Origin of the sequence: Streptomyces venezuelae (genome assembly GCF_008642295.1) — a bacterium.
GTDB classification, from domain to species: Bacteria; Actinomycetota; Actinomycetes; order Streptomycetales; family Streptomycetaceae; genus Streptomyces; species Streptomyces venezuelae_C.
The window spans coordinates 5,411,917-5,426,384 of the sequence record NZ_CP029190.1; the positions used below are offsets into that span (position 1 = coordinate 5,411,917).

Below are 14,468 nucleotides of genomic sequence, written 5' to 3' on the forward strand. Positions count from 1 at the left end.
GACACCGGGGTAATCCGTGAAAAAGCTCTCCGCACGACGACGCCATCCGCTGGCGGCGGTCGTCGTTCTACTCCTCGCGCTGGCGGCCACTGGGGGGCTGTACGCCGCCTTCGCCCCCGCGGGCAAGGCGCAGGCCGATGAAACCGCCCAGTCCCTCGCCATCGAGGAGGGCAAGAAGCTCTACGCCGTGGGTTGCGCAAGCTGCCATGGAGCCGGCGGTCAGGGTTCCTCTGACGGCCCGAGCCTGGTGGGCGTCGGCTCTGCAGCCGTCGACTTCCAGGTGAGCACGGGCCGTATGCCCGCCCAGCAGCCCGGCGCCCAGGTGCCGAAGAAGCCCAACATCTACACCCAGGCCCAGATTGACCAGCTGGCCGCGTACATCGCCTCCCTCGGTGCCGGCCCGATCACGCCGACCGAGAAGCAGTACGACCCTGCCGGTGCCGACATCGCCAAGGGTGGCGAACTGTTCCGCAACAACTGCGCGCAGTGCCACAACTTCACCGGCGAGGGCGGTGCGCTCACGCACGGCAAGTACGCCCCCAACCTTGAGGACGTCTCGCCGAAGCACATCTACGAGGCCATGCTCACCGGCCCGCAGAACATGCCTTCCTTCCCGGACTCGACCATGCCGGAGCAGGCAAAGAAGGACATCATCGCGTACCTCCAGCACGTGAACGGCGAGTACTCGACCAACCCGGGCGGTCTCAAGCTCGGCGGCCTCGGCCCCGTGTCCGAGGGCCTGTTCGGCTGGGTGTTCGGTCTGGGTGCGCTGATCGCTGTCGCCGTCTGGGTCGGGGCCCACACCGCTAAGGCCAAGAAGTCATGAGTAGCCAAGACATTCCCGAAGAGAACCTGCCGAGTGCGCAGGACGCCCACCACGGTGGCGTAGCGGTGGCGGACAACCCGTTCGCCGACCCGGGCCTGCCGGCCCACAAGCCGCGTATCCAGGACATCGACGAGCGGGCCGCCAAGCGCTCCGAGCGCACGGTGGCGCTGCTGTTCACCCTGTCGATGCTCGCGACCGTCGCCTTCATCGCCTCGTTCGTGATCTTCCCGGTCGACAAGATCGTGTTCATCTGGCCCCTCGGCAAGGTGAGCGCGCTCAACTTCGCCCTGGGTCTGACCCTGGGCACGGCCCTGTTCTGCATCGGCGCCGGCGCGGTCCACTGGGCCCGCACCCTGATGTCCGATGTCGAGGTCGCCGACGAGCGTCACCCGATCGCCGCCCCGGCGGACGTCAAGGCCAAGGTCCTGGAGGACTTCGCCGACGGTGCCCGCGAGTCCGACATCGGCCGCCGGAAGCTGATCCGCAACACGATGTACGGCGCGCTGGCCATGGTGCCGCTCTCCGGTGTGGTGCTGCTGCGCGACCTGGGTCCGCTGCCGGAGCTCAAGCTCCGCAAGACCGTCTGGGCGAAGGGCAAGCTGCTCATCAACCAGAACACCATGGAGCCGCTGCGTCCCGAGGACGTGCTGGTCGGCTCCCTGACCTTCGCCAAGCCGGAAGGCCTGGAGGAGGACTCGCACGACTACATGCAGCAGATCGCCAAGGCTGCCCTGATGATCGTCCGGATCCAGCCGGAGGACATCAAGGACAAGCAGGAGCTGGAGTGGTCCCACGACGGGATCGTGGCCTACTCGAAGATCTGCACCCACGTCGGCTGCCCGATCAGCCTGTACGAGCAGCAGACCCACCACGTGCTCTGCCCGTGCCACCAGTCCACCTTCGACCTCTCCGACGGCGGCCGTGTCATCTTCGGTCCGGCCGGTCACGCGCTTCCGCAGCTGCGGATCGGTGTGAATGACGAAGGCTTCCTTGAGGCGCTCGGCGACTTCGAGGAGCCCGTCGGTCCTGCATTCTGGGAGCGCGGATGAGCACCAGCGACAACAACGAGCGCAAAGCGCCGCGCGGCGAGCGCGTAGCCGACTGGGCGGACGGCCGCCTGGGCATCTACAGCCTCGCCAAGGCGAACATGCGCAAGATCTTCCCGGACCACTGGTCCTTCATGCTGGGTGAGATCTGCCTCTACAGCTTCATCATCATCATCCTCACGGGTGTGTACCTGACGCTGTTCTTCCACCCGAGCATGAACGAGGTCGTGTACCACGGCTCGTACGTGCCGATGCAGGGCGTCCGGATGTCCGAGGCCTTCGCCTCGACCCTGGACATCAGCTTCGACGTCCGCGGCGGTCTGCTGATCCGGCAGATCCACCACTGGGCGGCCCTGATCTTCGTCGCCGCGATGCTCGTGCACATGATGCGCGTGTTCTTCACCGGCGCGTTCCGCAAGCCGCGCGAGGTCAACTGGGTCTTCGGCTTCCTGCTGCTGGTCCTCGGCATGTTCACCGGCTTCACCGGTTACTCCCTGCCGGACGACCTGCTCTCGGGCACCGGTGTCCGCTTCATGGAGGGCGCGATCCTGTCCGTGCCGATCGTCGGCACGTACCTGTCGTTCTTCCTCTTCGGCGGCGAGTTCCCCGGCCACGACTTCGTGGCCCGGTTCTACTCGATCCACATCCTGCTGCTGCCGGGCATCATGCTGGGTCTGGTGGTCGCCCACCTGATCCTCGTCGTGTACCACAAGCACACCCAGTACCCGGGTCCCGGCAAGACGAACAACAACGTCGTCGGCATGCCGCTGCTGCCGGTCTACATGGCCAAGGCCGGAGGCTTCTTCTTCCTGGTCTTCGGTGTCATCGCGGTCATCGCCGGCATCGCCTCGATCAACCCGATCTGGGCACTCGGCCCGTACGTCCCGGACCACGTGTCCACGGGCGCACAGCCGGACTGGTACATGGGCTTCTCCGAGGGCCTGATCCGCGCCATGCCGGGCTGGGAGATCAACCTGTGGGGCCACACCCTGGTCCTGGGCGTGTTCATCCCGCTGGTGATCTTCCCGCTGGTCCTGGTCGCGATCGCGGTGTACCCGTTCATCGAGTCCTGGGTCACCGGTGACAAGCGCGAGCACCACATCCTGGACCGCCCGCGCAACGCTCCGACCCGTACCGCCTTCGGTGTGGCCTGGCTGACCTGGTACGTCATCCTGCTGATCGCCGGTGGAAACGACATGTTCGCGCAGTTCTTCCACCTGTCGATCAACGCCATCACCTGGTTCGCCCGGATCGGCTTCTTCCTCGGCCCGGTCGTCGCCTTCGTGATCACCAAGCGGATCTGCCTCGGCCTCCAGCGCCGGGACCGGGACAAGGTGCTGCACGGTCGTGAGACCGGCATCATCAAGCGCCTGCCCCACGGTGAGTTCGTCGAGGTCCACGAGCCGCTCTCGCAGGCCCAGCTGCACACGCTGACCCAGCACGAGCAGTACCAGCCCGTGGAGATCGGCCCGACGGTCGACGAGAACGGCGTGGAGCGCAAGGTGACACTTACCGAGAAGCTTCGCTCTAAGCTGAGCCAGGGCTTCTACGGCGAGGGAACCCAGATCGAGAAGCCCACAATCGAGGAATACAAGGAGATTCAGAGCGGCCACGGCCACCACTGAAATCCTGATCCCGGCTGAAAACTGATCGCCACGGCAAGAGCCCCGTCCAGGGTCTGGACGGGGCTCTTTGCCGTCCTCCGCGGCTGGCTAGGCTGGAGACCCCCATCAATCGGACTGTGGACCCAGGAGCGAGGACCATGAACGTTGTGACCCCGGCGGGCGGCGGCAGCGTGGCGGACAGGTCCTGGCCGTCCGTCCTGGACGCCCTCCTCACCGGTACCGACCTGTCCGCCGACGACACGGCCTGGGCGATGGACCGGATCATGCGCGGGGAGGCGACGGACGCCCAGATCGCCGGCTTCGCGGTGGCCCTGCGGGCCAAGGGCGAGACGGTGGCGGAGATCAACGGCCTGGTCCGCGCCATGTACGCGCACGCCAACCTGATCGAGGTCCCGGGCCGCACCGTGGACATCGTCGGCACCGGCGGGGACGGCGCGAAGACCGTCAACATCTCCACCATGTCCTCGATCGTGGTGGCCGGTACGGGTGCCAAGGTGGTCAAGCACGGCAACCGGGCCGCGTCCTCCGCGAGCGGCGCCTCCGACGTGCTGGAGAAGCTCGGCGTCAACCTGGACCTGACCCCCGCCCGGGTGGCGGAGGTCGCCGAGCAGGCCGGCATCACCTTCTGCTTCGCGGTCAAGTTCCACCCGGCGCTGCGGCACGTCGCCGCCGCCCGGAAGGAGCTGGGTATCCGCACCACCTTCAACTTCCTGGGCCCGCTGACGAACCCGGCCAAGGTCCGCGCCCAGGCAACCGGTGTCGCCGACGCCCGGATGGCCCCCATCGTGGCGGGAGTCCTCGCCGAGCGGGGCTCCTCGGCGCTGGTGTTCCGCGGGGACGACGGCCTCGACGAGCTGACCACCACGGCCACCTCCCGGGTCTGGTGGGTCCGGGACGGCCGGGTCCACGAGCAGTCCTTCGACCCCCGGGACGTGGGCATCCCGCTGGTGGACGTCTCCGAACTCCGCGGCGCCGACGCCTCGTACAACGCGGACGTCGCCCGCCGGCTGCTGGCCGGGGAGACCGGCCCGGTCCGGGACGCGGTGCTGCTGAACTCGGCAACGGCGCTGGTCGCGCTGGACCCGTCCGGCGGCACCCTGGAGGAGCAGTTGGCGGCCGGTATCGCCCGGGCCGCCGAGTCCATCGACTCCGGCGCGGCGCGGGCGGCCCTGGAGCGCTGGGTGGCCGCCAGCAACGCCTGAGACGGCCGGCCGGCCCCGGTCCACATCCTGGACCGGGGTCTTGCGCCCGGGGGATCTTGTGGCAGGATGCTGCCCAGGTCACGAGTGACAGCGTTTTGGCCCCGGCTTGCTGTCCGGCAACCCTCCGTCCGTGGCGGGGTGCCCCGGGTGATGACCAGGCCGTAGGCAGCAAGGCCCACGGCAAGCGCGGACCCCTCGACACCAGGGGTCCTGGTCTCTCGAGGAGCTTTTTCCGTGAGCAAGCGAATGCGATAGGCGCGTAGCGCCCCTTTCTTCACCCCTCCGTCCGGGCCGCCGCGGCCCGTTGCGTCGAGGCACCACCCGTTCCGCCGGGCAGCATGCGCACCCGTGTATCCGGCGACGGGCCACCGAAGCCATTCAGCCCTGCCTGCCCGGGAGATACCGCCATGTCCGCGACCCTGCACACCGCCACCGCTGCCACCGCTGCCGCCGCCACCGCTTCCGAGCCGCTGCCGGTCCTCGGCGGGGACGTCACCGTCCCGCTCGTCACCGGCGGTGAAGTCGTCTACGCCGCCCTGGACTACGCGGCGAGCGCCCCGGCCCTCCAGCGGGTCTGGGACGACGTCGCCGCCTACGCCCCGTACTACGGCAGCGTGCACCGCGGGGCCGGCTACCTCTCCCAGCTGTCCACCGACCTCTTCGAGCAGAGCAGGGCCACCGTCGCCGAGTTCCTGGACTGCCGGCCCGCCGACCAGGTGGTCTTCACCCGGTCCACCACCGACTCGCTGAACCTGCTGGCCGCCGCCTTGCCGGCCGGCTGTCAGGTCTTCGTCTTCGAGACCGAGCACCACGCCTCGCTGCTCCCGTGGCGCGATGCGCAGGTCACCTACCTCAATGCGCCGCGCACCCCGGGCCAGGCCGTCGCCACCCTGGAGCGGGCCCTCGCCGACCGGAACCCCTACGGTCCCGCCCTCGTCTGCGTCACCGGCGCCTCCAACGTGACCGGTGAGCTGTGGCCGGTCAGGGAACTCGCCGCCGCAGCACACGCCCACGGGGCCAGGATCGTCCTCGACGCCGCCCAGTTGGCCCCGCACCACCCGGTCTCCGTGCAGGACCTGGACGTGGACTGGGTCGCCTTCTCCGGCCACAAGCTGTACGCGCCGTTCGGCTCGGGCGTGCTGGCCGGCCGCGCGGACTGGCTCCAGGAGGCCGAGCCGTACCTGGCGGGCGGCGGGGCCTCCCGCCGGGTGGCCCGGCGCGCGGACGGCGGGGTGGACGTGGAGTGGCACACCACGGCCGCCCGGCACGAGGCCGGCTCCCCGAACGTGATCGGCGTCTACTCCATCGCCTCGGCCTGCCGGGCCCTGACCGAGGCCGGGTTCGAGGGTCTGGTCGCCCGCGAGCAGCGGCTCATCGAAACGGTCCGGGCGGGCCTGGCCGAGGTCCCCGAGGTCCGGGTGCTCTCCCTGTTCGGGGACGAGGCTCCGCGGGTGGGGGTCATCTCCTTCGTGGTGGAGGGCTGGAACAGCTCGCACTTCGCGGCGGCGCTCTCGGCCGAGTACGGCATCGGCGTCCGCGACGGCCTGTTCTGCGCGCACCCGCTGGTCCGCACCCTGCTCGGCAGCGAGCCGCAGGCCCAGGGCGAATGCGGAGCCCCGGAGGCGGCCCCCGGCGAGCGCTCTCTGAACGCGATCCGGGTCAGCTTCGGCGCGGGCACCCCCGACGAGCACGTGGAGCGCTTCGTGGCCGCGGTCCGTGAACTGGTCGCCGAGGGCGCCAAGTGGCAGTACCACACGGAGGAAGGCCGCTGCGTGCCGGTTTCCTGAAGGTGCGGCCCCGCTCCTGTGGAGCGGGGCCGCACCTTCAGGCGGAGCGCAGCGTTACGCGTCCAGGCCGATGGCGAAGGCCGCTTCCAGGTCGTGCTGCGAGTACGTGCGGAACGCGACGTGGGTGTCGGTGGCCTCGACGCCCTGGATCTTGCTGATGCTGCCGGGGATGATGTCCGCGAGGTCGTCGTGCCGGGCCACCCGGACCAGGGCGATCAGGTCGTAGGTGCCGGTGACCGAGTAGACCTCGCTGACGTTCTCCAGCCGGGCGATCGACTCGGCGATCTCGGGAATGCGGTCCACGCTGGTCTTGATGAGCACGATCGCGGTGATCACGGCTGGCTGTCTCCCTCGGTGGCCGTCGCTGGTCTCCTCACTCTATCCATATGCCGGTACCGCACCCAGGCGTACAGGAACCCCAGTGAGAACCCGACCAGGTGGGCCAGGTAGGCGACGCCCGGCCCGCTGCCCGCGCGGTGCGCCGCGAACCACTGGAGGGCGAACCAGAACAGCAGCACCATCCAGGCCGGGAAGCGCAGCGGCAGGAAGAACAGGAACGGGAACAGGCTGGTCACCCGGGAGCGCGGGAACAGGCAGAGGAAGGCGCCGAGCACCGCCGAGATCGCCCCGGAGGCCCCCACCAGGGTCTCCGTCGAGGCCGCGTTGGCCGCCGCGTACGCCACCAGCGACAGATAGCCCGTACAGAGGGAGAAGAGCAGGAACTCCGCCCGGCCCATCCGCTCCTCCGTCATCGCGCCGAAGACGTAGAGGAACAGCATGTTCCCCAGCAGGTGCAGCCAGCTGCCGTGGATGAACAGGGCCGTCAGCGGGGTCAGCAGTTCCCGGCCGGTGCCGGTGAACAGCTCGGCGGGGACCACCCCCCAGCGCCGGAAGTACGCCGTCCCGGCCGCCTCCAGCGCCTCGCCCGTCCCGTAGCCGGGATTCATGCCGGAGGCCGGGCCGAGCAGGAAGACCACGGCGCAGCCTGCGATGAGCGCATGCGTGACCACCGGGCCCCGGGCGGCCTCGCGCACGGTCCGCCACCTTACGATCATGCCAAGAGCATGGCGTAACCGGACGGATACCGATCGCATGCCCCGCCGATGCCGGGCGGGCCGTAGGGTTACGTGCTGCCGCCCGCAAGGCGGTTTACTTGAATCAGCGACGAAGGAGAGAGACGTTCCGATGACGGTTCCCCTGCCGACCGCCACCACCCGGTGGCGCTGCACCCTGTGCGGCAACCTCACCCGATTCGACGTCACCCGCTCCTCGAAGGTCGTGGAATACGTCCATCTCGACCTGGCCGGTGAGCCCAAGGTCGAGGAGCGCGAGGTGGTCAATGAGACCATCGAATCGGTGCGCTGCCGCTGGTGCAACGCGGTGGACCGGATCGAGCTCGTGGACAGGCCGGGCGCGGACTCCTGACGGGGGTTCGACGGCCGAACAGTAGGAACGGTAGAGGTGACGGATTGTGGAGCCAGCGAGCGGCGCTGAGCCGGCCGGTGCCGCCGGCGACGCCGCGGAGGTCCTCGACCGCCCGCTGCCGGAAGGCGTGCGGCGCCGGGTCGTTGCGCTCGTCTCGGACGCCTTCGGCGGCCTGACGGTCGCGGACCTGCCCGCACAGCTGCGCCAGTACGCCCGGTTCACCCCCACCCGCCGTGCCAAGTTCGCCGGCAATGCGATGGCCGCGGCCGTGGAGACGGACGCCGTCTTCCGCGGCCGGGTCGCCGAGAAGGTCCGCGAGGCGCAGCCGGAACTGGCCGGTGCCCTGGATTCGGGCGCTCCGCCGGCCGCCGCCGATCCGTTGGACGTGGCGGCTGCCGCGTATGTGCTGCGCCCGGCCGGCTGGGTGAAGCTGGTGGCCGCGGCCGGCGAGGAGGCGCAGCGCGCCGATGCCGAACGGGTCGGCGAGGAGAGCCGGCGCGAGCTGGAGCGGCTGCGCGAGGAGCTGGCCGCCGCCCGGGAGACGCAGCGTACCGGCGCGGAGCAGCTGCGGACCGAGCTGGAGGCCGCCCGCAGGGAAGCCGAATCGCTTCAGCGAAAGCTCCGCAGTGCCCTCAGCGATGTGAAGCGCGGCGAGGCCGCGCTGCGCAAGACCGCGGCCGAGATCGAGGGCATCCGCGGTGAGGCGGCGGCGCAGGTGGCCGCCGCGGAGAGCGAGAGTCGGCGGCTCAAGGCGCGGCTGGGGGAGACGGAGGCGGCCCTGGAGGCCTCCCGCCGGGCCACCCGGGAGGGCCGCAGTGTCGAGGACATGCGGCTGCGGCTGCTGCTGGACACCGTGCTGGACGCGGCCCAGGGGCTGCGCCGGGAGCTCGCGCTGCCCCCGGTGTCGACCCGTCCGGCCGATACGGTCGATGCGGTGGAGCCGGGCCGGATGACCCCGAAGGACATCGCGGCGCGGGCCCTGTCGGAGACCGATCCGGCGCTGCTGGACCAGTTGCTGGCGCTCCCTCAGGCGCATCTGGTGGTCGACGGCTACAACGTGACCAAGACCGGCTATCCGACGATGCCGCTGGAGAAGCAGCGGCTGCGGCTGCTGGGCGGGCTGTCGATGCTGGCCGCCCAGACCGGTGCCGAGATGACCTGTGTGTTCGACGGGGCCGAGCTGGCCGCCCCGGTGCTGCTGGCCCCGCCGCGGGGTGTGCGGGTGCTGTTCTCCAAGCCGGGGGTGACGGCAGACGAGCTGATCCGGCAGCTGGTGCGGGCCGAGCCGCCGGGCCGTCCGGTGGTCGTGGTGTCCACGGACCGGGAGGTCGCCGACGGGGTGGCGCAGGCCGGTGCCCGGCCGGTCGCCTCGGTGCTGCTGCTCAAGAGGCTTTCGCGCGTCTCGTAACGCAAGTGACGCATATAACTCCTGCACTAAATGCCCGAATTGACCCGCGATCTTGGGAACGGTGGGTCAATTCACCGACACGCAGCGTGCGGTGAAGGTAAAGAAGCTGGTAGGGCAAGGGATTTTTGCCCGCCAGGATTTGAATCGATCACAGCGGGGTCACTAGGGTCTGGCCCAAACCTTCGTGCGGTTGATCACTCGTCCGGGTGGCGGGCGGAGGTGCTGCCGAGCGTGCGTGCTCCGGCGGCTCGAGGAAGAAGGAGCTCGCCTCCGTGGCGTCCCACCGTCGACCCAAGCAGCCGAACCGCGCTCGCGTGTCCTTCCTCACGGCCGCCGCCGCGGCAGCCGTCGCGCTCTCCTCGCAGGCCGCAGTGGCCGCCCCGGCCAAGCCCGGCAAGGACGAGGTCAAGGCGAAGGTCGACGCCCTCTACGAGGAGGCCGAGAAGGCCACCGAGAAGTTCAACGGGGCCAAGGAGCAGCAGGAGAAGCTCGAGAAGCAGATCGGCCAGCTCCAGGACCAGGTGGCCCGCGGCCAGGGCGAGCTCAACGAGCTCCGGAACACGCTCGGTTCGATGGCCTCCGCGCAGTACCGCACCGGCGGCATCGACCCCTCCCTCGCCCTCTTCCTCTCCAGTGACCCCGAGGACTACCTCGACCAGGCCGCCGCCCTCGACCAGTTGAGCGGCCAGCAGGTGGAGGCCGTGCAGAAGATCCAGGCCAAGCAGCGCACCCTCGCGCAGCAGCGCCAGGAGGCCGCCGGCAAGCTCAAGGACCTCGACGCCACCCGCAAGGAACTCGGCGACAAGAAGCAGACCATCCAGGGCAAGCTCGCCGAGGCGCAGAAGCTCCTCAACACCCTCACCGCGCAGGAGCGGGCGCAGCTGAAGGACGAGGACACCCGGGCCAGCCGGGACGACAGCGCGCGCGCCAACCTGGGCAGCGTGAAGGCCTCGGGCCGCGCGGGCGCCGCCCTCGCCGCCGCCAAGACCAAGCTGGGCAGCGCGTACATATCGGGCCACGAGGGCCCCAACTCCTTCGACTGCTCCGGCCTGACCCAGTGGGCCTACAAGCAGGCCGGGGTGGGCATCACCCGCACCACCTGGACGCAGGCCAAGGAAGGCACCCGCATCCCCATCAGCCAGCTCCAGCCCGGCGACCTGGTGTTCTTCTACAGCGACCTGCACCACGTCGGCCTGTACGCCGGCAACGGCATGACCCTGCACGCCTCGAACCCGCGCGGCGGAGTCAAGTACGAGAAGATCAGCTACATGGAGCCCCAGTTCGGCGTCCGGATCTAGGGGGTTCGGCCGCCGTCCCCCCTCCGCCGGGCGCGCCGGACGTCGACCGTCCGGGCGAATTTCCCAGGCCTCCGCTCCACCGCACGCCCCGCCGATGACCTGCGTCTGTCGGCGGGGCGTTGCCGTGTCCGCCCCGGCAGGTCGTTGGCCGGGGCGTGTCCGTGCGGTTACTGTCTGCCAGCGCGGAACCCGGCCACGGCCGTCCACGGGGGGCGGACACGGGTGCCGCGCAGCGGAAAGGGAGTGCGGCTTCCCGTGGGAAACCATCGTCGGCCGGCATCCGCGGGCCTGGAACGGAACGCGAAGGTCACCGCCCTGACCGGTGGCATGGCCGCCGCGGCAGCCACCGCCGCCACCGCCCTGACCGGCGGGGTCGCCGGCGCCGCGCCCGCCGACCCGGCGGGCGACGCCCGCGCCCGGGTCGACCGGCTCTTCGAGGAGGCCGAGCAGGCCACCGAACGCTTCAACGCGGCGGGGGAGCGGTCCGCGAAGCTGCGCGCCGAGGTACGGCACGCCCAGGACGCGGTGGCCCGCAGCCAGGACCGCATCAACACCATGCGGGGCGTGCTCGGAGCCTTCGCGGGGGCCCAGTACCGGTCCGGCGGCCTGGACCCGACCATGGAGCTGCTGCTCACCGAGGACCCGGACGACTACCTGGAGAAGGCCGGCACCCTGGACCGGCTGACCGGACGGCAGGCCCGGCAGCTGGCCGCACTCCGCGAGGAACAGCGCGCCCTGACCCAGCAGCGCACGGAGGCCTCCCGCAAGCTCGGCGAACTGGAGGAGCTCCGGGCGGACGTGGCCCGGCACAAGCGGTCCGTGACCGCCAAGCTGGCGGCGGCCCGGCGGCTGCTGAACGCGATGCCCTCGCAGGAGCGGGCCGAGTACGAGCGGGCCTCCCGGTCCGGCGGCCGGGACGGGGCGATGCCGGAGCCCGCCGCGCTGGGCCCGACCTCCGGCCGGGCCGCGGCGGCCGTGATGGCGGCCCGGGCCGCGGTGGGCCGGCCGTACGTATGGGGCTCCACCGGGCCCTCCGGCTTCGACTGCTCCGGCCTGATGGTCTGGTCCTACCGGCAGGCCGGGGTGTCCCTGCCGCGCACCTCGCAGGCCCAGCGGTACGCCGGCCGGCGGGTCCCGCTGTCCGAGGCCCGGCCGGGCGACCTGGTCACCTACCGCTCCGACGCCAGCCATGTCGGCATGTACGTGGGCAACGGCCAGGTCATCCACGCGCCGTACCCGGGCGCCCCGGTGCGGTACGACCCGGTGGGCATGATGCCGGTCTCCGCGGTGACCCGGGTCTGAGGACCGGGGCCCGCTCCGGGCGGTGCGTACCATCACCGGATGCGCCGCTTCCCCGTCTGCCTCCTGCTGCTGCTCGGCCTTGTGGCCGGCTGTGCCGCGCCTGCGGACCGGGACGGGGCGGTCCGGCAGGCGGTGGCGGAGTGGGCCGCGGGGGCGGCCGGGCGGCCCGGCGGGGTTCCGCTGGAGTCCTGGTCGTACGAGGTCACCTCGGTCGAGGTCGCCGATGGCGGGACCCGGGCCACGGCGGGCGCGGAGCTCCGCTACCGGCTGGCCGGGCACGACGCGGCTCCCGCCGGGGGCGCCCGGGAGCTCTCGCTGGCCGCAGCGGACGGCCGCTGGCGGGTCACCGCCGACCGGCCCGCGGCCGGAGCCCTGCCGGAGCTGTGGGACCAGGGGCCGGTACAGGTGGTGCAGGGGCGGCACGCGCTGGTGCTCGGGACCGGCCCGCGCGACCGGCTGACCGGGATCGCCGCGGAGGCGGACCGGGCGGTCCCGGCGGTGACGGCCGCGGTGGCCGGCCTGACCGGGACCGGCGGGGCCGGCGCGACGTCCGCGACTCCCGCGGCGGCCGGGACCGGGGCGACGGCCGGGACTGCCGGGACTGCCGCGGCCGGCGGGGCCTGGGCGACGGCCGGAGTGGCCGGCGGCGGTGCGACGGCCGGGACGGGCGGCCGGGCCTGGGCGGGCCGGGTCGTGGTGCTGGTGCCCGGTTCCGTCGACCGGATGGCCGCGCTGCTGGGCTCGCCGCCCGAGACCTACCGCGGGATGGCCGCGGTGACCACCGGCCGGGTCGGGGCCGCCCCGGCCCCGGCGGACCGGGTGGTGGTCAACCCGCAGGCGTACCAGGAGCTGTCGGAGGAGGGCCGCCGGATCGTGCTGGCCCACGAGACCACCCATGTCGCGACCCGGCCGGCCACCTCCGCCTCGACCCCGCTGTGGCTGTCGGAGGGCTTCGCCGACTGGGTGGCGTACCGGGACAGCGGGCGCGCACCCCGGGACATCGCCCCGGCGGCGGCCCGCGCGGTCCGCGCCGGGCGGCTCCCGGCGGCCCTCCCCGGGAACGCCGCGTTCACCTTCGGCGGGGACCAGGAGGCGCTGTCCCGGGCGTACGAGGAGTCCTGGCTGGCCTGCCGGACGATCGCGGCCCGCTGGGGCGAGCCGGCGCTGCTGCGCCTCTACGAAGCCGCCGCGCGCGAGCCGCTGCCGACCGCGCTGGCGACCACCCTGGGCACGGACCCGGCTGGCCTGACCTCCGTCTGGCGGTCTTCCCTGACCACCGCACTCTCCTAGAGGGTCAGGGGGCGTCAGCGCGCCGCCGGTACGCCCTCTTCGGTACGGGCCCCGGCCGCCAGCTCCGGCTCGCCGGCGGGCAGCTCCTTGGAGGCGGCCCACAGTACCCGCCCTGCGGCCACCGTCGCCCAGACCAGCAGGGCGTTGCGGACCACGATCAGCAGGATGCCGGTCCACTCGCTCTCGACGATCTCCGAGAAGTACGTCGGGAACTCCAGCTGGGTGAAGGCCGTGGCCACCAGCAGGATGCGGGTGACCTTGACCATCCGCGAGTCGGCCAGGGTCAGGCACACCGCGGCCAGGGCCACCAGCCACACCAGGTACTGGGGGCTGATCACCCGGCTGGTGATGGTGAACAGCAGCACCGCCGTGAACGCCGCGTCGAAGACCACCCGTTCGTCGCCGGCCACGATCCTGGCCCGCAGCCGCCACACCAGCAGCCAGCCGAACGCCACCGCGGTCAGGCCCAGCGAGAGGGCGCTGATGGTCTCCACCCACGGCCCGAGGAACTCCACCGAGCCGTAGTTGAGCTTCACCTCCCCCTTCCACCAGCCGAAGGCGCGGGCGAAGTGCAGCGGCAGCGCGCCCAGCGACTCCACCTCGGTGCCGCGGTCCCGCTGGAAGGTGAGGAAGGCCAGCGAGCCCGGCATGGCCACTGCGAACAGCAACAGCAGCAGCGCCCCGGTCGCGGCTGTGGAGAGCCACACCATCCGGTTGCGGACCCCGGCCAGCAGCAGGGCCGGCCACACCTTGAGGACCGCGCCGAGCGCGATCAGCGGCCCGCGCAGCCGCGGTTGGAGCAGGGCGGCCACCGCCACCGCCGCGACGAAGATGTCGTACCGGGCGTATGCGGTCGGGCCGATCAGCGGCACCGCCCACACCCAGTACCAGGCGGCCCGCAGGCCCCGGCGCGCCAGCAGCCAGGTGACCAGCGCGTCCGCGGCCAGGCACAGCACGATGAACGCCGCCGTGTAGGAGAGGAAGGGCAGCAGTCCGGGCGCCAGGACGGCCAGCGCCGCGCCCGGCGGGTACTGCCAGGTCACGTCGTCGAGGGGGAAGGTGCCGGTGCGCAGTACCCCGTACCAGCCCTGGTAGATCACCGTGACGTCGACCGTCACGTCCGCACCCGGCAGCGGGATCACCCGGAAGGTGCAGAGCAGCAGCAGGATCCTGGTGGCCGACCAGGCCGAAGATAGCTTGAGCACCGCGCCATGATGCCCAGGTCGGCGGCCCCGAAGCCATGAAACACGGCAATCGAA

13 protein-coding genes and 1 riboswitch are annotated in these 14,468 nt (G+C 71.5%); of the genes, 10 read left to right on the plus strand and 3 right to left on the minus strand.

Going from position 1 to position 14,468, the window contains the following annotated elements:
* The first annotated feature begins 16 nt into the window (after window positions 1–16).
* From DEJ50_RS24370 to DEJ50_RS24390, 5 genes are all read left to right on the plus strand, one after another.
* Window positions 17–826 (plus strand): c-type cytochrome, encoded by an 810-nt coding sequence (locus DEJ50_RS24370; protein ID WP_150210236.1) that lies wholly within the window; start codon window positions 17–19, stop codon window positions 824–826.
* Complete coding sequence (locus DEJ50_RS24375) at window positions 823–1,875, plus strand: ubiquinol-cytochrome c reductase iron-sulfur subunit (RefSeq protein ID WP_150210237.1); 1,053 nt, start codon at window positions 823–825, stop codon at window positions 1,873–1,875. The genes DEJ50_RS24370 and DEJ50_RS24375 overlap by 4 nt, the downstream gene beginning before the upstream one ends.
* Complete coding sequence (locus DEJ50_RS24380) at window positions 1,872–3,497, plus strand: cytochrome b (protein WP_150210238.1); 1,626 nt, start codon at window positions 1,872–1,874, stop codon at window positions 3,495–3,497. Before DEJ50_RS24375 ends, DEJ50_RS24380 begins: the two co-directional genes overlap by 4 nt.
* Window positions 3,498–3,634: 137 nt before the next feature.
* Window positions 3,635–4,699, plus strand: coding sequence for an anthranilate phosphoribosyltransferase (gene trpD, locus DEJ50_RS24385; protein ID WP_150210239.1), 1,065 nt, complete (start codon window positions 3,635–3,637; stop codon window positions 4,697–4,699).
* Window positions 4,700–4,775: 76 nt separating this feature from the next.
* Window positions 4,776–4,892, plus strand: a riboswitch (SAM riboswitch).
* 214 nt (window positions 4,893–5,106) lie between these two features.
* Window positions 5,107–6,486, plus strand: coding sequence for an aminotransferase class V-fold PLP-dependent enzyme (locus DEJ50_RS24390; RefSeq protein WP_150210240.1), 1,380 nt, complete (start codon window positions 5,107–5,109; stop codon window positions 6,484–6,486).
* A gap of 54 nt (window positions 6,487–6,540) precedes the next feature.
* Here the strand turns inward: DEJ50_RS24390 and DEJ50_RS24395 are convergent, their stop codons facing one another.
* Both DEJ50_RS24395 and DEJ50_RS24400 read right to left on the minus strand, forming a co-directional pair.
* Window positions 6,541–6,822, minus strand: a complete 282-nt coding sequence (locus DEJ50_RS24395) for an Lrp/AsnC family transcriptional regulator (protein ID WP_150210241.1) — start codon at window positions 6,820–6,822, stop codon at window positions 6,541–6,543.
* Window positions 6,819–7,541 (minus strand): rhomboid family intramembrane serine protease, encoded by a 723-nt coding sequence (locus tag DEJ50_RS24400; protein ID WP_150210242.1) that lies wholly within the window; start codon window positions 7,539–7,541, stop codon window positions 6,819–6,821. Before DEJ50_RS24400 ends, DEJ50_RS24395 begins: the two co-directional genes overlap by 4 nt.
* Before the next feature lie 130 nt (window positions 7,542–7,671).
* Between DEJ50_RS24400 and DEJ50_RS24405 the strand changes: the two genes are divergently transcribed.
* The 5 genes from DEJ50_RS24405 to DEJ50_RS34065 all read left to right on the plus strand — a co-directional run bounded on the left by DEJ50_RS24405 (window position 7,672) and on the right by DEJ50_RS34065 (window position 13,209).
* Window positions 7,672–7,911, plus strand: coding sequence for a hypothetical protein (locus DEJ50_RS24405; RefSeq protein WP_150210243.1), 240 nt, complete (start codon window positions 7,672–7,674; stop codon window positions 7,909–7,911).
* 43 nt (window positions 7,912–7,954) lie between these two features.
* Window positions 7,955–9,319, plus strand: coding sequence for an NYN domain-containing protein (locus tag DEJ50_RS24410; RefSeq protein ID WP_190345030.1), 1,365 nt, complete (start codon window positions 7,955–7,957; stop codon window positions 9,317–9,319).
* A gap of 272 nt (window positions 9,320–9,591) precedes the next feature.
* Window positions 9,592–10,617, plus strand: a complete 1,026-nt coding sequence (locus DEJ50_RS24415; protein ID WP_150210245.1) for an NlpC/P60 family protein — start codon at window positions 9,592–9,594, stop codon at window positions 10,615–10,617.
* A gap of 255 nt (window positions 10,618–10,872) precedes the next feature.
* The gene (locus tag DEJ50_RS24420) at window positions 10,873–11,919 is read left to right on the plus strand and encodes a C40 family peptidase (protein ID WP_150210246.1); all 1,047 of its coding nucleotides are present in this window, start codon (window positions 10,873–10,875) and stop codon (window positions 11,917–11,919) included.
* A 39-nt stretch (window positions 11,920–11,958) separates the two neighbouring features.
* Window positions 11,959–13,209, plus strand: coding sequence for a hypothetical protein (locus DEJ50_RS34065; RefSeq protein WP_190344669.1), 1,251 nt, complete (start codon window positions 11,959–11,961; stop codon window positions 13,207–13,209).
* Between the two features lie 14 nt (window positions 13,210–13,223).
* Here the strand turns inward: DEJ50_RS34065 and DEJ50_RS24425 are convergent, their stop codons facing one another.
* Complete coding sequence (locus tag DEJ50_RS24425; protein WP_150210247.1) at window positions 13,224–14,414, minus strand: glycosyltransferase family 87 protein; 1,191 nt, start codon at window positions 14,412–14,414, stop codon at window positions 13,224–13,226.
* Window positions 14,415–14,468 lie beyond the last annotated feature (54 nt).

Bases quoted from the DNA above. Each gene is read 5' to 3' on its own strand.
- DEJ50_RS24375 (WP_150210237.1), top strand. From the start codon at position 823: ATGAGTAGCCAAGACATTCCCGAAGAGAACCTGCCGAGTGCGCAGGAC.
- DEJ50_RS24380 (WP_150210238.1), top strand. From the start codon at position 1,872: ATGAGCACCAGCGACAACAACGAGCGCAAAGCGCCGCGCGGCGAGCGC.
- trpD (WP_150210239.1), top strand. From the start codon at position 3,635: ATGAACGTTGTGACCCCGGCGGGCGGCGGCAGCGTGGCGGACAGGTCC.
- DEJ50_RS24390 (WP_150210240.1), top strand. From the start codon at position 5,107: ATGTCCGCGACCCTGCACACCGCCACCGCTGCCACCGCTGCCGCCGCC.
- DEJ50_RS24400 (WP_150210242.1), bottom strand. From the start codon at position 7,541: ATGATCGTAAGGTGGCGGACCGTGCGCGAGGCCGCCCGGGGCCCGGTG.
- DEJ50_RS24405 (WP_150210243.1), top strand. From the start codon at position 7,672: ATGACGGTTCCCCTGCCGACCGCCACCACCCGGTGGCGCTGCACCCTG.
- DEJ50_RS34065 (WP_190344669.1), top strand. From the start codon at position 11,959: ATGCGCCGCTTCCCCGTCTGCCTCCTGCTGCTGCTCGGCCTTGTGGCC.